Annotated in this window: 16 protein-coding genes; 9 read left to right on the top strand and 7 right to left on the bottom strand. The window is 64.5% G+C overall.

What is annotated here, in order from left to right:
• Nucleotides 1-38: 38 nt before the first annotated feature.
• Nucleotides 39-1,838, top strand: a complete 1,800-nt coding sequence (locus AC1MLZ_RS00900) for an IlvD/Edd family dehydratase (protein ID WP_480960020.1) — start codon at nt 39-41, stop codon at nt 1,836-1,838.
• Nucleotides 1,839-2,120: 282 nt separating this feature from the next.
• Here AC1MLZ_RS00900 and AC1MLZ_RS00905 read toward each other — a convergent pair whose 3' ends face one another.
• From AC1MLZ_RS00905 to AC1MLZ_RS00925, 5 genes are read right to left on the bottom strand one after another with little or no spacing between them, the layout of a single operon-like run.
• Nucleotides 2,121-2,966, bottom strand: coding sequence for an aldose 1-epimerase (locus AC1MLZ_RS00905; RefSeq protein WP_480960021.1), 846 nt, complete (start codon nt 2,964-2,966; stop codon nt 2,121-2,123).
• Entirely contained in the window at nt 2,966-4,381 is a 1,416-nt protein-coding gene (locus tag AC1MLZ_RS00910; RefSeq protein WP_480960022.1) for a sugar porter family MFS transporter, read from the bottom strand. The genes AC1MLZ_RS00905 and AC1MLZ_RS00910 overlap by 1 nt, the downstream gene beginning before the upstream one ends.
• Nucleotides 4,382-4,424: 43 nt before the next feature.
• A complete protein-coding gene (locus AC1MLZ_RS00915; RefSeq protein ID WP_480960023.1) occupies nt 4,425-5,303 on the bottom strand; it encodes an SMP-30/gluconolactonase/LRE family protein in 879 nt (292 codons plus the stop codon).
• A 1-nt stretch (nt 5,304) separates the two neighbouring features.
• Entirely contained in the window at nt 5,305-6,090 is a 786-nt protein-coding gene (gene xylB, locus AC1MLZ_RS00920) for a D-xylose 1-dehydrogenase (protein WP_480960024.1), read from the bottom strand.
• Nucleotides 6,091-6,094: 4 nt separating this feature from the next.
• A complete protein-coding gene (locus tag AC1MLZ_RS00925) occupies nt 6,095-7,264 on the bottom strand; it encodes a fumarylacetoacetate hydrolase family protein (protein ID WP_480961428.1) in 1,170 nt (389 codons plus the stop codon).
• Nucleotides 7,265-7,460: 196 nt separating this feature from the next.
• On the opposite strand from AC1MLZ_RS00925, the gene AC1MLZ_RS00930 reads away from it, so the two are divergent.
• From AC1MLZ_RS00930 to AC1MLZ_RS00945, 4 genes are all read left to right on the top strand, one after another.
• Complete coding sequence (locus AC1MLZ_RS00930; RefSeq protein ID WP_480960025.1) at nt 7,461-7,622, top strand: hypothetical protein; 162 nt, start codon at nt 7,461-7,463, stop codon at nt 7,620-7,622.
• Nucleotides 7,622-9,262, top strand: a complete 1,641-nt coding sequence (locus AC1MLZ_RS00935) for a DUF5597 domain-containing protein (RefSeq protein ID WP_480960026.1) — start codon at nt 7,622-7,624, stop codon at nt 9,260-9,262. The genes AC1MLZ_RS00930 and AC1MLZ_RS00935 overlap by 1 nt, the downstream gene beginning before the upstream one ends.
• Before the next feature lie 37 nt (nt 9,263-9,299).
• Nucleotides 9,300-12,182, top strand: coding sequence for a TIM-barrel domain-containing protein (locus AC1MLZ_RS00940; protein ID WP_480960027.1), 2,883 nt, complete (start codon nt 9,300-9,302; stop codon nt 12,180-12,182).
• A gap of 388 nt (nt 12,183-12,570) precedes the next feature.
• On the top strand, nt 12,571-15,252 hold the full coding sequence (locus AC1MLZ_RS00945) for a TonB-dependent receptor (protein WP_480960028.1): 2,682 nt from the start codon (nt 12,571-12,573) through the stop codon (nt 15,250-15,252).
• Nucleotides 15,253-15,340: 88 nt separating this feature from the next.
• Here the strand turns inward: AC1MLZ_RS00945 and AC1MLZ_RS00950 are convergent, their stop codons facing one another.
• Entirely contained in the window at nt 15,341-17,473 is a 2,133-nt protein-coding gene (locus AC1MLZ_RS00950) for a TonB-dependent receptor (protein WP_480960029.1), read from the bottom strand.
• Nucleotides 17,474-17,586: 113 nt separating this feature from the next.
• Between AC1MLZ_RS00950 and AC1MLZ_RS00955 the strand changes: the two genes are divergently transcribed.
• From AC1MLZ_RS00955 to AC1MLZ_RS00970, 4 genes are read left to right on the top strand one after another with little or no spacing between them, the layout of a single operon-like run.
• Entirely contained in the window at nt 17,587-18,333 is a 747-nt protein-coding gene (locus AC1MLZ_RS00955) for an ABC transporter ATP-binding protein (protein ID WP_480961429.1), read from the top strand.
• Nucleotides 18,330-19,748: an ABC transporter permease gene (locus AC1MLZ_RS00960; RefSeq protein WP_480960030.1), complete on the top strand. Its 1,419-nt coding sequence runs from the start codon at nt 18,330-18,332 to the stop codon at nt 19,746-19,748. Before AC1MLZ_RS00955 ends, AC1MLZ_RS00960 begins: the two co-directional genes overlap by 4 nt.
• Nucleotides 19,745-21,100, top strand: a complete 1,356-nt coding sequence (locus AC1MLZ_RS00965) for a DUF3526 domain-containing protein (RefSeq protein WP_480960031.1) — start codon at nt 19,745-19,747, stop codon at nt 21,098-21,100. The genes AC1MLZ_RS00960 and AC1MLZ_RS00965 overlap by 4 nt, the downstream gene beginning before the upstream one ends.
• 43 nt (nt 21,101-21,143) lie before the next feature.
• Nucleotides 21,144-22,094 (top strand): type 1 glutamine amidotransferase, encoded by a 951-nt coding sequence (locus tag AC1MLZ_RS00970; protein ID WP_480960032.1) that lies wholly within the window; start codon nt 21,144-21,146, stop codon nt 22,092-22,094.
• A gap of 89 nt (nt 22,095-22,183) precedes the next feature.
• Here AC1MLZ_RS00970 and AC1MLZ_RS00975 read toward each other — a convergent pair whose 3' ends face one another.
• Nucleotides 22,184-25,048 (bottom strand): TonB-dependent receptor plug domain-containing protein, encoded by a 2,865-nt coding sequence (locus tag AC1MLZ_RS00975; protein ID WP_480960033.1) that lies wholly within the window; start codon nt 25,046-25,048, stop codon nt 22,184-22,186.
• Nucleotides 25,049-25,360: the final 312 nt, after the last annotated feature.

A 25,360-nucleotide genomic window follows, 5' to 3' on the forward strand; every position in this document is an offset into this window, starting at 1 on the left:
TCCCGGTGGTCGCGGTAGCGCTCCCATAAGATAATCGAATGCGTTCAGGAGAGTTTGCAGTGGACCGTGTACCGGTGAAGCCGTTCCGATCGCGCGACTGGTTCGCCGATCCCGCCCGCTCGGACATGACCGCGCTCTATCTCGAACGCTTCATGAATTACGGGCTGACCCCGGCGGAGCTACGCTCGGGGCGGCCGATCATCGGCATCGCGCAGTCGGGCAGCGACCTTAGCCCTTGCAACCGCATCCATCTCGAACTCGCCAAGCGGACGCGTGACGGGATTCGTGACGCAGGCGGCATCGCGATGGAGTTTCCGGTCCATCCGATCTTCGAGAATTGCCGCAGGCCGACTGCGGCGCTCGATCGCAACCTGGCGTATCTGGGGCTGGTCGAGACGCTGTACGGCTATCCGATCGATGCGGTCGTGCTGACCACCGGCTGCGACAAGACCACGCCGTCGGGCATCATGGCGGCGTCGACCGTGGATATTCCAGCGATCGTGCTGTCGGGCGGGCCGATGCTCGACGGCTGGCATGACGGCGAACTGGTCGGGTCGGGAACGGTGATCTGGCGCAGTCGGCGGAAGCTCGCGGCTGGCGAGATCGACGAAGAGGAGTTCCTCAACCGTGCGACCGACAGCGCACCGTCGGCGGGGCATTGCAACACGATGGGCACGGCGTCGACGATGAACGCGGTCGCCGAGGTGCTCGGGCTGTCTTTGACCGGGTGCGCGGCAATTCCCGCGCCGTACCGCGAGCGCGGGCAGATGGCGTACGAGACCGGCCGCCGGATCGTCGACATGGCGTATGAAGATCTGCGGCCGTCGAAGATTCTCACGCGCGAGAGCTTCCTCAACGCGATCCGTCTGGTCAGCGCGATCGGCGGGTCGAGCAACGCGCAGCCGCACATCATGGCGATGGCGCAGCATGCTGGTGTCACGCTGTACCCCGAGGACTGGTCGGATCACGGCTACGACCTGCCGTTGCTGGTCAACATGCAGCCGGCGGGCAAGTATCTCGGCGAGCGCTTCCACCGGGCTGGCGGTGTGCCGGCGGTGCTGCATGAACTCATCGCGGGCGGGAAGCTCGACACGAGCTGCCTGACGGTGACTGGGCGGTCGATCGGCGAGAACATCGCAGGGCGCGAGACGCGTGATCGTGAGATGATCAAGCCGTTCGACGCGCCGATGATGGAGCGGGCTGGGTTCCTGGTGCTGAAGGGCAATCTGTTCGATTTCGGGATCATGAAGACCTCGGTGATCTCGCCGGCGTTCCGCGAGCGGTACCTGTCGACGCCGGGGGCCGAGGATCGTTTCGAGGCGCGGGCGATCGTGTTCGAGGGCTCGGACGATTATCATCACCGGATCAACGACCCTGCGCTCGATATCGACGAGGGGTGCATCCTGGTGATCCGCGGGGCGGGTCCGATCGGATGGCCGGGTTCGGCGGAAGTCGTGAACATGCAGCCGCCCGACGCGCTGATCCAGCGCGGCGTGCTGGCGCTGCCGACGCTGGGCGATGGGCGGCAGTCGGGGACGTCGGACAGCCCTTCGATCCTGAACGTCTCGCCCGAGAGCGCTGTCGGCGGCGGACTGTCGTGGATCCGGACGGGCGACGTGGTGCGGATCGATCTGGTGGCGGGGCGGTGCGATGCGCTGGTCGAGCCCGACGAGATCGCGCGGCGCAAGGGTGAGGGGCTGCCCCCGGTGCCCGAGAGCAATACGCCGTGGGAAGAGCTCTACCGCGAGAAGACCGGGCAGTTGGCCGAAGGCGGCGTGCTCGACTTCGCGGTGAAGTATCGCGGGATTTCGGCGAAGACGCCTCGGCATAACCACTAGGGTCTGGGGGGCGTCGTGTTCGGTACACGGCGTCCTTCCCTCGTCATCCTGGACTTGATCCAGGATCCAGAGCCACGCGCGCTGTGCTAAGTTACTCTGGATCCTGACTTTCGTCAGGATGACGGAGATAGGGTCGGCTGCGTGGCCCGCGCTTCTCACCGCCGCCCCGCTTCCCAATCGTCATCCCAGCGAACGCTGGGATCTCACCGTTTGGCGAGTGTCATCTGCCCCGGGGGGATACCCCAACTTTCGCTGGGGTGACGGTCTGGCGGTGAACGGTGACTACGAGGCCCGAGCAATCGTCAGCGACATAGCGATGGTCCGGGTCTCGTCCGGTGCCAGGATCATCGGGTCCGCCAAGTTCAGCGCGTTCGGCATGTCGCTCACCGGTTCGGCGCAGAAGAACCCCAAACCAGGCGGCGTGAAGACGTGGAGATAGGGCGTGCCCTCTCCGGTCAGCGTGATCGTGAAGTCTGGAGTCGCGATCGTCGCCTCCCTGCTCCAGCCTTCATAGGCGTTGTCGATCAGCGACTCGCGCACGACCGCATCCCCCTCCGACCAGTCCGCGAAGTGTGTCGCGCCGGTCCGCTCGGTCGGGAGCATCGCGTCGTCGGCGAGCCAGACGGACTTCGCGTCGAAGCTCAGGCGCGTGTCGTCGGTGGCGGGGAAATAGGGGTGGAACCCCAGCCCGGCGGGCATGGCCCGGTCGGTGGTGTTCTGGACCGACAGCGACACGCGCAGCCCGGACTCGTCCAACGAGACATGCTGTTCCGCGCGGTAGGACCAGGGCCAGTTGGCGTCGGCTTCGTGGATGTGGACCAGCACCGCCGAGCCCGCATCCGACGCCTGCACGTCCCAGCCACGCAGCCAGCCGACGCCGTGGAGCGGATGATCCTGCCCCTCCATGTTGCGGGGCAGGACGTAAGGCTCCCCCGCAAACACGAACCGGCCGTCGGCGATCCGGTTCGCATACGGCACCAGCGGGAAGCACGCGGTCTCCAGCGGGTTGGTCGCGCCCGTCGGCGTCGGGCGCAACACATCGCGGCCCTGGTAGGTAAGGGCGGCAATCGTGCCGCCCAGTTCCGGCTGGAGCGCGAGCCTCCAGTCGCCCACTTCGAGGTGCAGCATCAGCCGACCATGTCCTCGAGTTCGCGACCGCGCGTCTCCGAGACCATCTTCCACACGAAGAAGAACGAGACGAACGCCGACAGCGCATAGAAGCCATAGGTGAGCGACAGGCCGAGCGAGATCGCCATCGTCGGGAAGCTCACCGAGATCGCGAAGTTGGCGAACCACTGCGCAAAGCCGGCGACGGCCAGACCCGAACCGCGGATCTGCGTCGGGAACATCTCGCCGAGCATCACCCACATGATCGGGCCCCAGCTCAGGTTGAAAAACACGACATACGCATTGGCCGCAATCAGCGCGATCAGGCCGTTCTGGTCGGACAGCCGCAGCGAACCCTCGACGATCGCACCGCTGGCAAAGCAGATGCCGACGATCGCGAGCGTGACGGTCATGCCCGCAGACCCGATCAGCAGAAGCGGTTTCCGCCCGACCTTGTCGACTAGCGCAACCGTGAGCAGGCAGGCGACGATCGACAGCGAACCCGACAGGATATTGATCAGCAGCGCATCGCTCTCGCTGAAGCCGACCGACTGCCACAGCACCGAACCGTAATAGAACACGATGTTGATGCCGACGAACTGCTGAAAGATCGCGAGGCCGATGCCGGTCCAGACGATCGGGCGGATCTTGCCGCTCGCCTTGTCGATCAGGTCCGACAGCTTGGGACGATGCGCGTCGGCCGACAGCGAACCGCGGATCTCGGCGACTTTCCGCTTGGCTTCGGTGGCTCCGAACAAGCGCGTAAGGACGGTTTCGGCCTCGTCGTAACGCCCCTTGAGGACCAGGAAGCGCGGGCTTTCGGGGATCAGGAACAGCGTCACGAGATAGATCGCGGCGGGGATGACCTGCATCCAGAACATCCAGCGCCATGCCGGATAATCGAGCCAGAACAGCGCGGTGGACGACCCGGCGATCCGCGCGAGATACCAGTTGGCGACGAACGCCCCGGTGAGCCCGGTGATGATCATGATCTGCTGCACGCTCGATAGCCGGCCACGAACGTTCGCGGGGACTACCTCGGAGATGTAGACCGGCGCGAGCACGCTGGCGGCACCGATGCCGAGACCGCCGATGATGCGCGCGAGAACGAACATCGTGGCGGACGTTGCCGCGCCAGCTCCAAGAGCGCTGATGATGAAGAGCACGGCGGCGATCATCATGACGTTGCGGCGGCCGAGATTGTCCGCCAGCCGGCCGGCCATGAATGCACCGACCGACGAGCCGATCAGGATCGCGCCGACGGTAAAGCCGGTGCCGAGCGACGACAGCGCGAACGTGCTTTCGAGTCCTGCCTGCGTGCCGTTGATGACGCCCGAATCATAGCCGAACATGAACCCGCCGATCGTCGCGACGATGACGATCATCGCGATGAGCGCTCGGTTCACATGCTGGCCGGAATCTGCCGCAATGGTCATTGGTTTTCCTCTCTGGTGCAACGCTCTGGCGGCGTTTGGCGCATTATAGTGTGATGGGGTCTACGAGCACGCCGGGCACGGCGACGCGGAAGGTAAAGAGATTGCCGGCGAGCGGTTGGGCTGTGCGGGCGTCGTCGTCGAGCCCCTTGGCGGCGGTTGTCGCATACGCGGTGCGCCCATCGGGACCGCCGAGTGCGATCTTGGTGACGTTGGCCACCGGGAAGCGGACGATATCGGTAAGGCTGCCATCGGCGGCATAGCGTCGCGCTGCCCAGCCGCCGAAGAAGCCGACCCAGACGCCGCCCTCGGAATCGCAGATCGCGCCGTCCGGGTGGCCGTCATCGGGCCCGACCGTCAGGAACACGCGCGGCACGCCGAGCTGGCCGTCGGCGTCGATCGGATACGCGTCGATCTGCTTGCCGAGTGTATCGACGGCGTAGAGCGTGCCGCCATCGGGCGAGATCGCCGGGCCGTTGGTAATCACGACGGGCGCAATGCCCGTCTTGGTCAGCGCGCCGTCATGCCAGTGGTAGACATGGCCGGTCTCGTCCTCTTCGGCATTGTCCATCGTTCCGAACCAGACGCGGCCTGAGGGATCGCGTGCGGCATCGTTGAGGCGGTTGCCGGGCGTTTCAGGGTGAACCGCGACCAGATGTTCGAACACACCCGTTGCGGGGTCGAACCGGTGAAGGCCGCCGCGGATCCCGGCGAGGAAGCCGCCATCGCTGGCGGGGATCACCCAGCCGACCTGATCGGGCGCTTCCCACGTGTCGAGCGTCGTCGTCTTGGGATCGAAGCGGTGCACGGACGGCGCCTTGATATCGACGAACCAGAGTGCGGCGTCGCGCTCGACCCAGATCGGGCCTTCGCCGAGCGTCGCGCCGACCTCGCAGATGCTCTCGGCCGTGATCTCGTTCGTCATCTTAGCGCCACCCGGCATCGACGAAATAATCGTGGCCGGTGCACATCCGCGCATCGTCCGACGCGAGGAACAGCACCAGTGCCGCGACGTCGGCGGGCTGGACGCGGGTCTTGAGACACTGCGCCGCGATGATCTCGGCCTCGCCCTCGGGCGTGTACCATTTGAGCTGGCGCGGCGTCTCGACGTTGCCGGGGACGATCGTGTTCACCCGAATGCCGTCACCACCGAGATCGCGCGCCATCGCGCGGGTCATGCCCTCGATGCCGGCCTTGGCGGTCTGGTAGATCAGCAGTTCGGGCAGCGCGAGATGCCAGGAGATCGAGCCGAAATTGAGGATCACGCCGCCGCCGGCGCGCTTCATCGATGGCACCACGGCCTGCCCTGCGAAGAACAGATGGCGCAGGTTGGTCGCCATCCGCTCGTCCCAATATTCAGGGGTGATCTCGTCAATCGTATGGCGATCGTCGTTGGCGGCGTTGTTGATCAGGATATCGATCCCGCCGAGCCGGTCCTCGATCGTTGCAACCGTCGTCTTCAGCGCCTCGATATCGCGGAGGTCGAGCGGCAGGAAGATCGGTGCGGTCGCGACGTCGGGCGTCAGCGTCTCGATCAGCGCGTTGGCCGCGTCCTCGGCCATGTCGACGAACGCGACATGCGCGCCCTGCCGCGCGAACGCCTCGACCAGCCCGGCGCCGATACCCGACGCGCCGCCGGTGATCAGGACGCGCTTGCCCTTGAGGCTGGGATAGATCGCCGTCTGGTCGGCGGCTTGGGTCTTCTGCAACACGGGCTTACGCTCCCTGGTTCTTGGTGGGCGCGAGCAGGCCACGACCTGCCAGATTGCGCATGAGATCGCCGATCCCGTAATTCCACGGTGCGGCATCCTTCGACGTCGTCACCGGATTGACGAGCGCTCCGAGCTTCGGGTTCGAGATCGTGACGACGTCGCCGACCGCGTGCGTGAAGCCGCGGCCCGGCTCGTCGCGGTCCTGCGTCGGCGCGAACAGCGTGCCGAGGAACAGCACGAAACCGTCGGGATATTGGTGCTCGCTCATCGCCTGGCGGACGAGTTCCTCGGGATCGCGGCTGATCTGGTCCATCGAGCTGCTGCCGTCGAGCCGGTAGCCTTCGGCGCCCTCGATCGTCAGCGCGATCTGCGCCGCACGAACGTCGTCCATGCCGAACGTTTCGTCGAAGAGCCGAATGAACGGGCCGATCGAGCAGGACGCGTTATTGTCCTTAGCCTTGCCGAGCAGGAGGGCCGAACGCCCTTCGAAATCACGCAGATTGACGTCGTTGCCGAGCGCCGCGCCGACGGTCTGGCCGGTGCGATCGACGATCAGGACGACTTCGGGTTCGGGGTTGTTCCAGGTCGAGTCGGATCGGATGCCGATCTCGCCACCCCAGCCGATCGTGGAAAGCGTCGGGCTTTTGGTGAAGATCTCCGCATCGGGGCCGATCGCAACTTCGAGATATTGCGACCACATGCCGTCTTCGATCAGCGCAGCCTTGAGCGCGGCTGCGTCGGGCGAGCCCGGGACGACCGAGCGGATGCTGCCACCCACGCGTTCCTCGAGCCGGGCGCGAACCGCGACGGCAGCCGACGCATCGCCGCGTGCGCGTTCCTCGATCACACGTTCGAGTGCGGAGACCGCGAAGGTGACACCGGAAGCCTTGACGCACTGGAGGTCGATCGGGCTCAGCAGGCGAACGTCCGCGGTGGCATCGGGAGAGAGCGACAGATCGTCGAGATGGCCGAGATCGGTACCCGCGCCGGTGTCGAACTTACCGCTCGCGATCAGATCGGCGACGGTCGGCGCGACATGCGACATATCATACACGCGACCGCCGCGGACGATGACCGGGGTCGGCCCGTCGCCCAGGTCGATCCGGCCGAGCAATGCCGCCTGTTCCCAATCGGCGGGCAAGGCCCACGCCGACGCGAATGCGATCTCCACGATGTAATCCCCTCCAGGTTTGTTAGCGGTACCGTATGCTGCACAGCGACAGCGTCAAGCCCCCAATGCGGCATCCCATCGTGTAAGGCTATTGTCGATCCGACTTGCGTAAAATGCAAATGGGCGACATTAATCTTATAAATGAGATGTGCGATTAGCACGGACGACGCGATCGCGTCGAGCAGGGAGAGGCGACTTTATGGCAACGCGCAGCATGACGCCCGCAACGGCCAACGCGTGGATGGTAACGATATCATTCGTTGCCGTCGCCGACTGCTTCCACGCTGATTCTCCGGTGTATTTCGGTATCGACGGTCGGCTGATCGGCGATGGCGGCCTCGCTTTTGCGAAGAAGGATTGATGATGGTTCGTATGAAGAGCGTGCTGGCCGGCCTCGCGCTGTCCGCGTCGATGATCGCCGGCGTCGCGCCCGCGTCCGCGCAAACCGCGACCGAAATCCCGCGGCTGGTGACGAAGAACGGTCGGCACGCCCTGATCGTCGACGGCGCACCGTTCCTGATGCTGGCGGGGCAGGTCAACAACAGCAGCAACTACGCCGCCGCGCTGCCGCAGGTGTGGCCGATGCTCGACCGGATCCATGCGAACACGGTCGAGATTCCGATCGCCTGGCAACAGGTCGAGCCGGTCGAGGGCAAGTTCGACCTCAGCTTCCTCCAGACGCTGCTCGATCAGGCGCGGGTGCATGACAAGCGCGTCGTGCTGCTCTGGTTCGGGACGTGGAAGAATACCTCGCCCGGCTACACGCCCGACTGGTTCAAGGCCGACAACCGCCGTTTTCCGCGGATGAAGCTGAAGGACGGCACCGATCATTATGTCCATTCGCCGATGTTCCGCGCGACGCTGGAGGCTGACAAGCGCGCGTTCGTCGAGGTGATGAAGTACCTCAAGGCGCATGATCCGCAAAACACGGTGATCATGGTGCAGCCCGAGAACGAGGTCGGCAGCTATCGGTCGCCACGCGATTACGGCGCTCAGGCCAACGCGGTGTTCGCGAAACCCGTACCCGCTGAGTTGGCCAAGGCACTGAAGAAGCCGGGCGGATCCTGGACTCAGATGTTCGGAGCGCAGGCGGATCGCGCGTTCAACACCTGGCACACCGCGCGCTTCGTCGACGAGATCGCGGCGGCGGGGAAGGCGATCAAGCCGTTGCCGATGTACGTCAACGCGTCGCTCGCCGGGCCGTCCAACGTGCCCGACCCGACCGGTGTCGCAAGCGGTGGGCCGCAGCAGGACGTGCTCGATATCTGGAAGGCGGCGGCGCCTGCGCTCGATTTCCAGGCACCCGACATCTACGACCGCGATGCCGCGCACGTCGCGCTGTACCTCGACGCCTATGCGCGCCCCGATAACGCGCTGATGGTCCCCGAGATCGGCAACGCAAAGGAATTTGCGCGCTTTTTCTGGGCGGCGCTCGGCCGCGGCGCGATCGGCTATGCGCCGTTCGGGATGGATGACACCGGGTATTTCAACTACCCGCTCGGGGCGAAGGCGCTCGATAATGAGACGCTCGACGCGATCGGACTGAAATACGGCGCACTCGCGACGATGGGCAGTGACTGGGCGAAGATCGCGTTCGAGCATCCGACTTGGGGGGCGGCGAAGCCTGACGATGGTGCCGCGCAGACGACGACGATGGGCGATTGGACGATCGGCACGAGCTATGGCGAGTGGCAGTTCGGGCAGAAGGACTGGACCTGGATCAAGTCCGAGCCCCCGGTCTGGGCGAAGGAAGCGGTAGGCGGTGTCGCGGTCGCGCATCTGTCGCGGAACGAGTTCCTCGTGGTTGGCGATCATGTCCGGCTGAACTTCGGCACCGCGAAGGATGGTCCCAAGAACGGTTCGGTATTCCGCGTCGAGGAAGGCCGCGTGGTCGACGGGCGCTGGGTGATGAGCCGCGTGTGGAACGGCGACCAGACCGATTACGGCATCAACCTCATCACGCCGGTCATCCTGAAGGTGACCATGGGCAGCTATAAATAACGAGCGCGAAGCTCGGCGATATCAAAGGATGACGATGATGAAGGCTTTCGGTTTTGGCCTGCTGCTGGCTGGCAGCGCACTTACCCCGGCACTTGCGCAAGCGCAGGTCGCCAAGGGCGGCTTCGAAAAGATCACGAACGGGATCGGCGTCGCGCCGTCGAGCGGTCCTGCGGGCTGGGTCGAAGTGACGGTGCACGGCGACGGGATCATCCACGTCGTCGCCAGCCCGACGCGCGTGACGACCGCGCCGAGCCTGATGGTCCCGACCCCGCCGATCGCGGGGCAGTACACCGTCACGCAGCAGGGCAAGCGCGTGCTGATCGCGACCGCGCGCGACACAGCCGAGGTCGATCTGAAGACCGGCCGCGTGCGCTTCCTCGACGCAACGGGCAAGGTCGTGCTCGACCAGGCCGCCGCGCCTGCGTTCGCCGCAACGAATGCGGATGGAAAGCCGTTCGTCGTCGCCTCGCAACAATTCAACCGCGGCACGGACGAGGGGCTGTACGGGCTCGGCCAGCACCAGAACGCGCAGATGGATTACAATGGCGAGGATGTCGAACTCGCGCAGCACAACATGGACATCGCCGTCCCGTTCGTCGTCTCGACGCGCAACTACGGCCTGTTGTGGGATAATGACGGCATCACCCGCTTCGGTAACCCGCGGCCATACTCGTTGGTCGGCACCGATGGCTTGAAGGTGACGAGCGGCGGCAAGCCGGGCTTTACGGCCCAATATTACCTCGGCGACCGGCTCGCGGTGACGCAGCAGGAAGCGTCGATCAACTACCAGTATATCAAGGATCAGGCTAAGTGGCCCGCCGCTGCGAAGGCAAAGACGGTTGCCGCGACCGGTGGCCAGAACACCGCGGGCAATGCGGTCGAGACGCAGAAGGTCGTGTGGACCGGCGACGTGACGCCCGACATCAGCGGCGTGCACAAGTTCCAGCTCTACGGATCGAGCTATTTCAAGGTGTTCGCGGACGGCAAGGAGGTGCTGAACCGCTGGCGCCAGAACTGGAACCCATGGTACGCGAATTTCGACCTGCCGATGACCAAGGGCAAGCGCGTCGCAGTGCGGATCGAGTGGGAGCCGAACGCGGGCTACATCGCGCTGCTCCACAACAATCCGCTGGCGGCGCCCGATCGCCATTCGGTGTGGTTCACCAGCGATATCGCGAAGTCGGTCAATTATTGGTACGTGCCCGGCAAGGACATGGACGAGGTCGTCGCGGGCTATCGCAAGCTGACCGGCAAGGCCGTGATGATGCCGAAATGGGCCTACGGCTTCTGGCAGTCGCGCCAGCGTTACAACACGCAGGACGAGGTCGTCGACGTCGTCAAAAAGTACCGCGACCTGAAGATCCCGCTCGATAACATCGTCCAGGACTGGTTTTACTGGCCCGAAAACGCGTGGGGCAGCCACGCGTTCGACAAGGCGCGCTTCCCCGAGCCGCAGAAGATGATCGACAAGATCCACGACATGAATGCGCGTTTCATGATCTCGGTGTGGCCGAAATTCTATCCGACGACCGAGAACTACAAGGAGCTCGCGGCGAAGGGCTACACCTACCGCAACAATCTCGACGTCAAGAACATGGACTGGGTCGGCAAGGGCTACGCGAACACCGATTACGATCCGTATGCGCCCGAGGCGCGGACGATCTACTGGCGACAGATCAAGGATAGCTTGGCGAAGATCGGGACGGATGCATGGTGGCTCGATGCGAGCGAGCCCGACGTGCATTCGAACCTGTCGATCCCCGAGCGGATAGCGACGATGGGGCCGACTGCGGCGGGGCCGGGCGCGCAGTATTTCAACAGCTATCCGCTGGTGCATGTCGGTGCGGTCTATGACGGCTGGCGGCAGTATAAGCCGGACGTCCGTCCCTTCATCCTGACGCGGTCGGGCTTTGGCGGGTTGCAGCGCGAGGGTGCGGCGGTGTGGTCCGGCGACGTGGCGAGCCGCTGGTATGATCTGCGCGCCCAGATTTCGGCGGGCGTGAACATCTCGATGTCGGGCATTCCGAACTGGACGCACGACATCGGCGGGTTCGCGCTGGAGGATCGCTATGCGAGCAAGACGCCGACCGCTGCCAATCTGGACGAGTGGCGCGAGCTGAACCTGCGCTGGTTCCAGTTCGGTGCGTTCAGCCCGCTGTTCCGCAGCCACGGCGAGGCGCCGTTCCGCGAGATCTACGAGATCTCGCCCGAGGGCTCGCCGATGCGCGACTCGATGGTCTGGTACGACCAACTTCGCTACCGCCTGATGCCCTATATCTACACGGTGGCGGCCGAGACGTGGTTCAAGGACGGCAGCATCATGCGCGGCCTCGTGATGGACTATCCGAACGATGTGCAGGCGCGGAAGGTGAACGACGAATATCTGTTCGGCGACAGCTTCCTCGTCGCGCCGGTGACCGAATACAAGGCGCGGTCGCGCGCGGTGTATCTGCCGGCGGGGACGGCGAGCTGGTATGATTTCCACACCGGGCAGGTGTATCGCGGCGGGCAGACGGTCACGGTGGCCGCGCCGTTCGAGCGGATGCCGCTGTTCGTGAAGGCGGGCGCGATCGTGCCGATGGGGCCGGTGACGCAATATGTCGACCAGAAGCCGGACGCGCCGCTGACGCTGGCGGTCTATACCGGCGCGAACGGCAGCTTTGGGTTGTATGAGGATGACGGCACCAGCGAGCAGTATCGCGGTGGCGCGTACAGCCGGATCCCGGTGACGTACGACGACACAACCGGGGTGGTGACGCTCGGGGCTCGCGAAGGGCAGGGATATAAGGCCATGCCTGCGAGCCGGACGGTGCGGGTGCGGTGGATGACGGCTGGGCGTCCTCTCGATCTGGACGGGGCGGGGGATGCGACGGTGACGTATCGCGGGGCTGTGGTGGAGGTGAAGCGGCCCGGTCGGTGAGAACCCGGGCTCCGGCTCTGGCCGGGGATACTCCTCAATGATGCCGGACCTGTTCCGGCGTCCACCTTGCCGCCGCCGCGGGTGCGATCCCGGTGGCATCGAGGTAACCGCCGGATTTAGTAGTTCAGTGAACCGCTAAACTCGCCATCGCGCCGTATGATCGAAACCCGGTGCGAGAAACCAGCTTGCATGCAATTTCGATTTAAATCGGGCAAAACCAGCGTCTACGATACCCTGTGGAATATCTGCGGCGCTTGCACGTTACCCGATGCAACATTCGTGAAACATAGTCGTAACGATGGCGAAACGATACTGCCACCGTAGCGCAACATGTGTTTTCTAGAGCGACGCTCAGTCGGACCGCACGGGCCGAGGGAGAACACACGACATGTTGCATCATTCGCGCCTGCTTTGGGCGACGCTGCCGCTTACGTTCGCGGCGCTCGGCGCCGCCCAGTCGGTTGGCGCGCAAACCAGCGTCGGCGCCTCCAGGACGGATGGGCAGCAGCCCGCCGCCGATATAGCCACGGATGCCGCCGACGATGCAGCAGGGGAGATCGTCGTCACCGGCTCCTATGCGCGAAGCCTTGCCGCCGCGACCGAGACCAAGCGGCGGGCCGCGTACGGGGTGGACGCAATCAACGCCACGGACATCGGCAAGTTTCCCGCGCAGAACGTGGCGGAAGCGCTCCAGCTCATCCCCGGCGTGACCATAACGCGCCCACGCGGCGAGGGGCTGTACGTCAGCGTCCGCGGCCTGGGTCCGCAGTTCCAGAGCACGCTGCTCAACGGGCGCCCGGTCGCGATCAACGACCTGATCGAGAATGGCGGCGCGAACGGGCGCCAGTTCCGTTTCGAGATGCTGCCGGCCGAGTTCGTATCGCAGATCGACGTGGTCAAGACGCCGACGCCCGACATGACCGAAGGCGCGCTGGGCGGCAACATCGACGTGAAGACCTTCCGTCCGCTCGACGTCGGTAACAAGACCACGCTCAACCTGCGCGGCACCTACACGACGCTGACCGACAAGGTGAAGCCCAACGCCACGATATTGACGAGCGCCAAGACCGAAGACGGCACGTTCGGCATCCTCGCCGGCGCGCAATATTGGGGCAAGGAAGTGCGTAACGACCGTTCCTACAACACCGGCTGGTACCTCGATAAGTTCGCCTCAGCGCTCGGTACGGGATTTTACACGCCGGGCCGCACGCGGCCGACCGTGGAGACGGAGGATCGCAAGCGGCTGTCGGGCATGATCTCGGCACAGTGGAAGCCAAGCCCCGAGCTGGAGACCACGCTCGACGTGCTCGCGACCCGGCTCGACATCGCCTATGACGAATACGGGCTCGACATCTATCCGGACGATGCCAGCGTCGCCGGTCACAGGCCAGTGCTGGTGCCCGGCTCGGTTAAACTCGACGGCAACACCGTCGCCGCCGCGACCATCAACGACGTGCGCTTCATGGGCACGCGCGAATACAGCCTCAACCGCCACGACCTGATCACGGTAGGGCTGAAGCAGGCCTGGACTCCTGAAGGTTGGAACGTCGTCGCCAACGCCAACTGGTCGTTCGCGCACAGCTATCACCCGAGCTACGCCGAGGGCACGGTGCGCAGCCGCATCCAGTTCTTCGCGCCGCTCAGCTATGACACATCCGGCGGGTATAAGGTGGCGCCGACGATCTCGACCCCGGTCAACGTCCTCGATCCCGCCAATTATACACTGTACCCGTTCAATATCGCGCCAAAGAACAGCAAGGATTGGGATACATACGGTCGGCTCGATGTCGACCATGAGATGGACGGCTTCATCACCAAGCTCGCAGCGGGCGGCGAATATCACTGGCGCAAGCGCGATTACCGCCGTCGCGATTTCACGGTGAATCCTGCCGCCAACACATCGCTCACCAGCTTCGCGCCCAACGGTTTCGAACAGCTCCCGTTCGACGATTTCCTGTCGGGCGTCGACGGCAACATCCCGCGCACCTGGCTCGTGCCAATCACCAGCGTCTTCTACGACAAGCTGTTCACCGACGCGATCGCCAACAGCCCGCTGTCGGCAGGCGACATGCGAGCCTCCTATGTCGTGACCGAGAAGACGGCGGGTGGCTATATCCGCGCGGACTATGCATTCCCCGTTGGTAGCGTCGCGGTTACCGGCAATATCGGCGTGCGCTACGTCCACACCGATCAGGTCGCGAGCGGCACGCTGACGACGGGTAACGTCTCCACGCCCGCAAGCTTCCCGCAGACGTTCAGCAACTGGCTACCGAGCGTCAACCTGCGCGCCGAGCTGACCCGCGATCTGGTCGGGCGCCTTGCCGCCAGCCGGGTACTCACGCGCCCGAACGTGACGCAGAGCGCACCGCAGATCAGCGTCTCGACCGACCAGGCCACCGCGAGCGGCGGCAACCCGGCGCTGCAACCGTTCCTCGCCACGCAGTTCGACGGATCGCTCGAATGGTATTTCAATCGCTCCGGCTCGCTGACGGGCGCGCTGTTCTACAAGGCGATGGACGATTACATCACCGCGCAGAACATCAACGTCGAGATCCCCGGCCGCGGCACGGTGCTGCTGAGCACGCAGGTGAACGGCGGCAGTGCCAAGGTCTACGGCGCCGAAGCGGCCTATAACCAGGTGTTCACGTTCCTGCCGGCGCCGTTCGACGGGCTTGGGGTACAGGCATCCTATACCCACACCTCGGTGCAGGCGAGCTACACCGCGGGCGCGCGACCGATCAAGGATCAGCTGATCGGCCTGTCGAAGAACAGCTTCAACGTGGTCGGCTTCTACGACAAGGGGCCGCTGGCGGCGCGGATCTCGTATACCTGGCGCGACAAATATCTGGCGGGGGTCGGTAGTACCACGCAGGTGCCGACCTATGTGGCGGCGTTCGGCACGCTGGACGGCAATATTTCCGTGCGCGCCACGCGCGACCTGACCTTCAGCGTCGAGGCGATCAACATCGCCAATGCCAATAGCTACAGCTACAACGAGAAGGAGCTCCAGTTCGGCGAGATCAATAATTACGGCCGTACCATCCTGTTCGGGGTGCGCGCGCAGTTCTGATGCCGAGGGTACTGTATCGGGCCGTCGCGCCGCCTCGTATTGGCGGCGTTGCGGCTCGACGGGCAATGGGAAACCCATCCGCGATCCTTCAGAAACGTGAGGCCAAAGAGACAAGCACGGAGCGCGGCGCACCGGGATATACCCACAAGGCGCTATAGCTGCTCTGTGCGTAGGTTTGATCGAGAATGTTGTCGACCTCGACGCGTGCGGTCAGCCGTTCGGTTACGGGATAAGCGATGCTGGCCTTGGCTTTCACATAGCCGTCCAGGCGCAAATTGCCCCCGTCGAGCGCCGCAGCCCGCGAGCCGACATAGGTCCCGCCCGCGCTCATCGCGAGATCGTGGCCCGCCATGGGAACGCTCGCGAACAGTTGCAGAGTACCGGCGTGGCGTGGAACGTTGAGCACGTCGGCGCTGGGGAATGCCGGATCGCGAGCAGCAGCGTCCGTAAACGCGTAGTTACCGATCAGCCGCACGCGCGGAGCAAGATCGACTTCGCCATCCAGTTCGACGCCGCGCGATCGGATCCGCCCAACCGTCGCCAGGAAGTTCACGTCGACCGGATCGGTCGCCAGAATGTTGCGCTTGGACACGTCGAACCAGCTGGCCGTGGCACGAAACGTCGGCAGGACCAGCTTGGCGCCGATCTCATAGCCGTGACCGGTTTCCGGCTGGAACGCTTCCCCCAACCGTCCGATACTGGAGTTGGCCCGGGAGCCTTCCCCCCAATTGGCATGGAATGCGAAGCGAGGATCGGGACGATATCGAACGCCGGCGCGAAACTCGACGGGGTTGCGCTTCAGGCGACTAAGCTGTCCCGACCGCAAATTGTCGATGCGCTGATCGAGATGCTCGTATCGCAGGCCGCCTACCGCGCTGAAAGTATCGGTCACCTCCCACATATCCTGGCCATAGACGGCAACGGCTTTGCGGCGTTCGTTGGTGACGGTGAACGGGGCTAGCGGCCCGGCAACGCCGCCATAGACCGGTTCAAAGACGTTGATCGGGTAAGGTTGAGCTGCACTGGGGCGAAAGCGCTCTTGATAGGTGTCGAAGTCGAGATCGTAGAGCGTTACGCCGAAGCTCGGCCGATGCGTACCAAGGGCGGAGACCGTTCCGCGCACTTCGGCTCGTCCGGACCAGTCCGTCAGGTTCCAGTCGCGAAAGCGGCGTTGGCGACGAACCGTCCCGTCGGGGAGCAGTGTCGAGGCTTCGCTGGAAAAACCGTGGATGCGGGCGTCGCGATAGGCGGCGCCGCCTACCAGTGACCAGCCGTCGCCCAGGTCTTGATCGAGCGAGAGTTCATGTCGCCAGTTGCTCGACGAAACGCGGCCATCGCCCGGTTCTCCCAGGAAGCGCTCGCGCGGCACCGCCTCGCTGTCGCCGTCGATCGCCGGAATGCCCCGGTCGAACGGCGCGCGGAACTGGATATACTCGCCTTGATAGGTCAGCGTCGTACCGGCTGCCGGTCGCCAGCGGATCGATGGTGCGAACAGCCTACGACGAAGATCGACATGATCCCGGAACCCGTCGCTGTTCTCGATTGCGCCGACCAGCCGGATCGAAAACGAGGACGACAGCGCCGACTCGACATCGCCTTCCAAACGATACGTGCCGAACGAACCGGCACTCGCCGTAGCGCTGCCAGCCGTGCGAAACTGGGGCGTCTTGGTGACGATATTGACGACCCCGGCCGGATCGATCGCGCCGAATACCGCCCCGACCGGCCCCTTCAGCACCTCGATACGCTCGACATTGGCGGGATCGCGCGGCGGTCCGAAGCCGCGATTGGCAAGGAAGCCGTCGACGAAATACTCGGCGCCCGTATCGGGCGTCCCGAGAAAACCGCGGATCGCATAATTGTCGCGCAGCCCGCCCAGATTATTCTGCTGCGAAATGCCGCTGACCAGTTCGAGCGCATCCGCGAGCCTGCGTACGCCATACTCGTCGAGGATGCTGCGATCGAGGGCGATACTCGCCTGCGACATCCGCTCGGTGACGGTGTCCGACCCATTGGTACGATCGAGCCGCCTTTTGCCCAGGACCACGATGTCGTCGACGGTCGCGGTTCGCGCCTCAACCGTCTGCTGCGCCCGCACTGGCGTGACCGGCCAGAGCAACGCGCAAACCGCCGTGCCGAGCGACGCGGTAGAAACGCGACGCCATCCCGGCACGCGGTCTCGACCTGATTTGCCCACGACGTTGTCTACTGCCTCGACCATGTACTGCCCCCGATAGATCGAAGAAACGCAATGCCATTTGCCCTTGCGTAACGATACATCGTCTCATAGACGGCTCGTGTTGCGGTGCAAGATGAAAAGACGATGACATGATGATGACAACCAACATGGCCGTTGCGTCGGCGATCGAGGTGCGCGGCCTGCGTCATGGCTATGGTGACCGCGAGGTTTTACGCGGGCTCGATCTGACGGTTGCACCCGGCGAGATCTACGCGCTGCTGGGTGGCAACGGCGCGGGCAAGTCGACCACGCTGTCGGTGCTGCTGGGCTTCATCACGCCGTCAAAAGGCATGGTGCGCGTCGCCGGGATCGATCCCACGACCAGCCCGGCGAACGCGAGAGCGCAACTCGCCTATGTCCCGGAAACCGTCGCGCTCTACGATCACCTGACAGCGCGCGAGAACGTCGACTATTTTCTGGCGCTCGCCAAGGCTCCACGGTCTGCGGGAACGGTGATCGAACCCGCGCTGGAGGCCGTCGGCCTGCCGCAGCATGCCTGGAACGATCGCGTCGGCGGCTTCTCGAAGGGCATGCGCCAGAAGGTCGCCATCGCACTCGCGCTGGCCCGTCACGTTCCCGTCCTGCTGCTCGACGAGCCGACGTCGGGCCTCGATCCGCGCGCGACCATGGAATTCAATCGCCTGATCGAAACCGCGCGCGACCGGAACGTCGCCATCCTGATGGTGACGCACGACCTGCTCAGCGCCGTCGATGTGGCGGATCGCATCGGCTTCCTCGCCGATGGCCGGATCGAGGAGGAGCTTACCGCCAGTGCGGACGCGGCCCGGTTCGATCTCAATGCGCTCCATGCCCGCTACACGGGCGCGAGGGCGGCGGCATGAGTTCGTCGGTACTTCGGGTTGCCGGCGAGGAATGGCGCAGCCTTGCGCGCAATCGTGCCGGCGTCATCGCCACGCTGTTGCTGGTCGCGCTGATCGTCGTCTCCGCCCTCGTCAGCTTCGAGCGACGCACCGGGATCGAGGTCGAGCGGGCGCGGTATCAAGCCTCGGTCGATGACGGTTTCGACAAGCAGCCCGCGCGTCATCCGCACCGGATGGTGCATTATGGGCAGTTCGTGTTCCGACCGCTGAGCCCGCTGGCGTTCTTCGACTTCGGCGTCGACAGCTTCACCGGCAACACCATTTTCCTGGAAGGCCATCGCCAGAACAGTGCCAATTTCTCCGAAGCGCGGCAATCGTCGCTGCTGCTCCGGTTCGGCCAGTTGACGCCCGCGTTCGTGCTCCAAACCCTCGCGCCCCTGCTGCTCATCTTCCTTGCCTTCACCAGCGTGGCGCGCGAGCGGGAACGCGGGACGTTGCGATTGTTGCTGGCTCAAGGTGTCAGCGGGGCGCAGCTACTGGCGGGTAAGCTGCTCGGTCATGCAGGCATCGCACTGGCGATCGGCGCGCCGGCATTCCTGCTCCTGATAGGGCTCGCATCAAGCGGCGTCGCTTCGTGGACAAGCGTCACGTTGCTCGTCATCGGCTATGCAGGGTGGCTGTTACTCTGGGCCACGATGGCGGTGCTGGTCTCGGCGATGGTCGCCCGATCGCGCGATGCGTTGGTGGTGCTTGTCGGTATATGGATGGTCGGCGTCATCCTGCTGCCGCGAGCCCTACCCGAAATCGCCGCCGCTCGCGTCACGCTGCCCAGCAGAATCGAAACCGAGATCGCGCTGCACCGCGACCTCAAGCAGATCGGCGACGCACACAATCCCAACGATCCCTATTTCGCGGAGTTCAAGGCGCGCACGCTGGCGCGGTACGGCGTTTCGCGGGTCGAGGACATGCCCGTTCAATATGCCGGCCTCGTCGCCATGGAGGGCGAGCGGTTGACGGCCGAACTCTACGCGCGCTCGGCCAGGGAGATGGAGGCGCGCGAGACGGCCCAGAACGGCTTCGTCCGCGGGTTCAGCGCAATCAGTCCGTTGATTGCGATGCGCCAGCTGTCGACGGCGCTTACCGGTACCGGGCTCGCCGCCCACCAGGACTTTCTGGATCAGTCGGAGGCGTTCCGCTATCGCTTCGTGCAGGCGCTCAACTGGATGCAGGCGGAGAAGATCCCGAGCGTCGGCGCGGGCGAGGACCCCCGCGTGTCGGCCGACAATTGGAAAACCATCCCGCGCTTTCGATACCGTGGCTTCAGCCCGGCGTCGGCGCAGATATGGCCCAACATGCTGGTGCTGGGCGGGTGGCTGGTCGCGCTGCTGCTGCTCGCTATGCCGATCGCACGCCGTCTCGGAAAGGTATCGCGATGAGCCTCCTACGCGCGGAACTGCGCCTCATCCTGCGCTCGCGGCTCGCCGCCGCCTCGGTCGCATTGTTGCTCGTCCTGTCATCACTTGCCATCCTGTCGGGCCTCTCTGCCGTCGCCCGGCAGGAGGCGACGATCGCGCGCGTGACGGCCGAACAGTCACGCGATCTCGCGTCGGTCGCCAAGGATCAGGGCAAGCCCGACGGGGATGCGGGCTATGCCGCCTATTATTCGTTCCTGCTGACCCATGATCGACCCTCGCGTCTTGCCTTTCTCGCGCTCGGTCAACGTGACGTGCAGCCTGCAGTTCTCCGGGTGCGGGCGCTGAGCCTGCAGCAGCAGCTGTATGAGTCCGAAACCCTCAACGCCGAACAGGCGCTGCCGGGGCTCTTCGACTTCGCGTTCGTGGCCATCTATCTCGCGCCGTTGGTGGTGATCGCGCTGACGCACGATCTCGTCACGAGCGAACGCGAAGGGGGGCGGCTGCGCTTGCTGCTGTCGTTTCCCGGCACCGGCTTATGGCGCCGACGGATCGGTTTGCGGTACCTGCTCGTGCTGCTGGCGTTGCTGATCCCGGCGGGTGCGGCGCTCGTCGCCACCGCGGCGCCTGCGATCATGGGGCTTGGCATCATGACGGTCGCCGCAGTGTACCTCGCCTTCTGGTTCGGCCTGACCTTGCTCGTCGCTAGCCGAGCGCGTGCCTCCACCACCGCGGCTGCGGCGGCGATAGGGTGCTGGATCGTCTTGACCCTGCTGCTGCCTACCCTTGCCAACGCGGCGATCGCGCGCGCGGTGCCGGTCGGCAAGGGCATCGATCTGACACTGGCGCAACGCGAGATCGTGCATCACGGGTGGGACGTGCCCAAGTCGGAAACCTTCGACAAATTCCTTGCCACACATCCCGAGTGGCGCGGGCATGAGACGTTCGAGGGCCGGTTTCACTGGAAATGGCTGTTCGCCATGCATCAGGTGGGCGACGAGGCGGTCGCGCCGCAGGTCGCGGCGTACCGGACGAGCCTGATCGAGCGTGAACGCTGGACGACGCGGCTGGGCTGGCTGCTTCCGAACGTCGCGGCACAGGGGATGATGCACCGGTTGGCCGATACCGATCTCGTCGCGCAACTCGACTACCAGGACAGTATCGGCGCCTTTCACAAGACGTTGCGGTCGTTCTTCTACCCCTATCTGTTCTTCGATCGCCCGTTCACGCACGCCGATTTCGGCTGGCTGCCCCGCTACGTTTCGCGGGCGGGAACGGCATCCTGGCCAGCCATCCCCATGCTCATGCTGCTGGTGGTCACGGGGCTCTTGCTCATCGCAGGGGCGTCCCGGATGCGTCGCATCGGCCGCCGTTGATTGTCGGAGACGAGCGGCGGGCGATCGAGGCGGCGGACCCGGCTTGAAGTCCGCAACCGGGCCGTTGAACGACAGCAAGCCGCACGGTGTGCCGACAGCCGTCCTGAGGCGTTGTGCAAGCTTCTCAACGAAGGACGTCGTGGTGCCGCACTATCTTGTCGCTGAAAGTGAACTGCCCGAGGACCGCGCCGCCCGCCGCCAGCGCGCGGGCAAAAGTTCTGGCGAGACCTACGCCGCCACGCTTTCGCAAATGGTGCCCGATGCCACGATTTCCGTGATTTCACCCGCGGACGACGATGCCCGAACCTATGCGCCCGACGAACTGCGGGTGTTCGACGCGGTGTTCCTGACGGGCTCGCCGATGCACGTGTACCAGCAGACCCCAGCCGTCGATCGCCAACTCGCCTTCATGCGTGCGGTATTCGCATCCGGTGTGCCCTCGTTCGGATCATGCGCCGGTCTCCAGATCGCAGTCGCGGCGGCCGGTGGACGCGTGCGCAAGATGCCGGAGCGGATGGAGGCGGGCGTGGCGCGGCGTATCTTTGCGACGGAGGCGGGCCGCAACCATCCGCTGCTTGCGAACCGCCCTCCGACCTGGGACGCCGCTGCTATTCACGGAGACGAAGTCGATGAATTGCCACCGGGCAGTACCCTGCTCGCGAGCAACGCCGTCACGCGTGTCCAGGCGGTCGAAATCCGCTTTGACGGTGGAACGTTCTGGGGCGTGCAATATCATCCGGAACTGTCGCTCGAGGAGATCGCCAGCGCGCTGCGCAGTCAGGCCGCGGACCTCGTCGAGGCGGGGTTGGCTGGCGAAGAGGCCGAAATACTGGATCAGGCGGCTTTGCTGGACAAGCTCCATGCCGGTCCTGAAGATCGCGCTACCCGGCGGGCGCTCGGTGTCGATGGCGAATTGGCAGACGAGGGCAGTCGACGCCAGGAAATAGCCAATTTCCTGGCGCATCTTGGGGAAAAAGGGGGTGAACGCCCTTGAAGCTGCAACTCTGATTCTAGTGGCTGGTACGCAAACGGGCGGGGCAGTTGCCTGCCCCGCCCGCGTGAGTGTCCGAAGACGCTTCGGTCCTAGAACCTCAGCTGTGCGCCGACGTAGAAGCGGCGGCCGATCGGATCGTAGACGTCCGCTGCCGTCGTCGTACCGGTGATCGTGCCGTAGAACACCGTGTCCTCCAGCTTCGGCGGCTTGCGGTCGAACAGGTTGGTGACGCCGAAGAACATCTCCATCTGCTTGCTCTCTTCGCCCACGCGCGCACGAAGCTGGACATCGTGATAGAAGCGCGATGCGATCTCGTTATGCGCGGCAATCTCGGGCGCCAGGCCTTCCGAGCTGTCGGCAAACTCGGCGCGCGGTGTGTCGAGCATCGGGCTCAGATATGTCGTGGTCCAGTTCACGCTGTACGGACCTGCGCTGTAGCTGGCCGTCGCGTTCACCTTGTCACGGAACGCCGCGCCGTATTCCAGGTTGCCGACGCCGCTGTTGACGGGTGCCGCCGGGTCGGACTGCGTCTGATAGCGCATCGTATGCGTGTACAGCACGCTGAGGTCGAGACGATCGTCCGTCGCCAGGCCGAGCGCGCGACCATAGCGCAGGTTGACGTCGATACCGCGCGTCTTGGTATCGGAGATGTTGATGTTCTGCGCGTTCACCGTGCGGATGTAGCCGGTGTTGTCGTACCGGATGACGTTGTTGCAGAACTGCGGCTCGCTGGTCAGCAGGCACTGCTGGATCGACGTCGAGCGCGGGATGATGCCGATCGCATTGCTCAGCTTGATGTCGAAATAATCGACGGTCAGGCTGAAGCCACGGATCTGGTCGGGCGCGATCACTGCGCCGAGCGTCAGGGTCTTGCCCTTTTCCTCCTGCAGGGTGCGATTGCCCCCGTCGAAGCCGTTGATGCTCTGGATATCCGCCAACTCGTACTGGAACGTTCCGCCGTTGCGCACCGCAGCGGCGATCGCCGGAATCTGGCGGCAGGCATTGGCATAGGTGCCGGCCGACGCCGCGGTCACGCCGTCGCAAGGGTCCTGCACAGACGGGAAGGTTTCCGATGCCGACGAGAACAGCTCGTTGATATTCGGGGCGCGGTTGGCGATGGCATAGTTGCCGCGGAAACGGAGCCCGCGGACTGGCGAATATTCACCGCCGGCGTTCCAGCTGAACACGGTACCGATCGTCGAATAATCCGAATAGCGAGCAGCACCCTGCAGGCTCAGCGAATTGACGAACGGCAGGTCCTTCAGGATCGGGATGTCGATTTCGCCGAACAGTTCCTTCACGTTGAACTTGCCGACCGTGTCAGGCGTCTGGTTCCCCGAATTCTGACCGGCATTGGTCAGCGCATCCCAATTCTCGCTGCTCTTCTCGCGGCGATACTCACCACCGAACGCGACCTGCACGTCGCCGTAGGGCAGCGTGACGAGCGAACCGTTGAGGCTGGCATTGGCGACGAACTGCGTGTTCTTGATTGCGACCGAGCGCGGCAGGTCCGACTGGACATAGGTCGAAGCAGCGGCGCCAGCGGTATTGTATCCGAACAGGTTGATCGGCGCGCAGCCCGCTGCACGGGCGGCGGAGTCACGGCAGATGATATTGCCGGTGGCGTCCGTGACCGCGTCGAGCGCGTTCGCGTACTTCGTGATGTCGATGTCCTGGCTGCTCGTGCGATCCTTCAGCTGGCCGTAGACGCCCGACACTTCGTAGCGCCATTTGGGGCTGATATCGCCGCGGAAGCCACCGGCGATGCGGAAGGTATCGCGGTCGTTCGTGTTGCTGCGGCTGAACACCTCGTTCTGACGACGACGGAACGAGATCGAGGTCACGTCATTGTCGGCGATGCCGTCGCTGTTGCGGGCAATGATCTGCTGACGGACCGACGCCGGCAGGTAGGGGTTGTCGATCGCATAGCCGGCGCCGACGTCGAGCTGCGAGTCGAGTGCGAGCGCTTCGATCTGCGAGCTGGACTTGGTCTTGGCGTAGGTGCCTTCCAGGAACGCCGTCACCGAATCGCTGAACTTGTACTGCGCTGCACCCGCTGCGAGATAGCGTTCGACCGGCGTCGAGATACGACGCACCGAGTTGCGGTTGAACCCGATGCCGCCCCCAGCAACCACGGAGTTGTCCGGATTGAACGAGAACAGGTTGCTGGCATAGCCGCCGCCGTTCGTCGACTCGTTGTTGCCGTTCCGGAACTGGAACTGGCCTTGCGCGGAATACGAACTGTAGGACTGCGGACCGCAGCCGAGGTTCGAGCAATCCTCCGCCGAAATGCCCCGCTTGTTCGACAGCAGGCCGAGATCCTTCGAATAGGTCCCGTTGACGATGATCGACCCGCGATCGTCCTCGCCGAACTTCGTGCCGCCGGTAATGCTGGCGGTATAGTTCGGATTGTCGCCGCGGCTGGTCAGGCCGTATTGTGCACGGGCGGTGATGCCCTGCATGTCCGTCTTCATCACATAGTTGACGACGCCGGCGATGGCGTCCGATCCGTAGATCGCCGACGCGCCGCCGGTGACGACCTCGATCCGGTCGACGAAATCGGCCGGGATGTTGTTGACGTCGACGACCGAGGTCCCGGCCACGCCCGGCACGAACCGGCGCCCGTTGACCAGGACGAGGGTCCGCGAGTCACCGAGGTTGCGAAGGTTGATCGTCGCAATGCCGTTGCCAGCCGTCGCAAAGTTGCTGTTGGTCCGGCTGAGGCCCGGAATGCCGACCTGCGGGAGCTTCTGCAACAAGTCCTGCGTGTTGACGATGCCCTGCGACTGGATCTGCTGGGAATCGACTACCGCTACTGGTGACGCCGATTCGAGATCCGGGCGGCGGATACGTGATCCGGTGACGACGATGTTGTCATCAGCGGTGGCGACCGGCTCGGGAGCGACGGTCTGATCGGTAGCCGAAGGCGCTGCCTCGACGCTCGGCGTGGACACGGCCGTGTCCTGCGCAAAGGCGGGCGCAGCCAGTGTTCCGGCGGCCAGAATGGTAGCAGTTAGGAGCAGGTTACGAGGCAAAGGTCGTCCTTTTCAATTCCACGCGGTAGTGGCCGTGCGGTTGCTGCGGATGACTGGCCTGCGCAAATTCTATGCGACGAAATGACAGTGTAATTGTCTCATTTCTTCACAAGTGACGCAAATCTGCAACAGATGCGCGGCGCGTCTCAGGGGCTGCAAAGGGCTCCGTCCTGTGCTCGGACCTCGACCAGACGATGAGATTTCCACCGCCATGACCTTCCCTATGAGGCC

The organism is Sphingomonas sp. PEI4 (assembly GCF_056679955.1).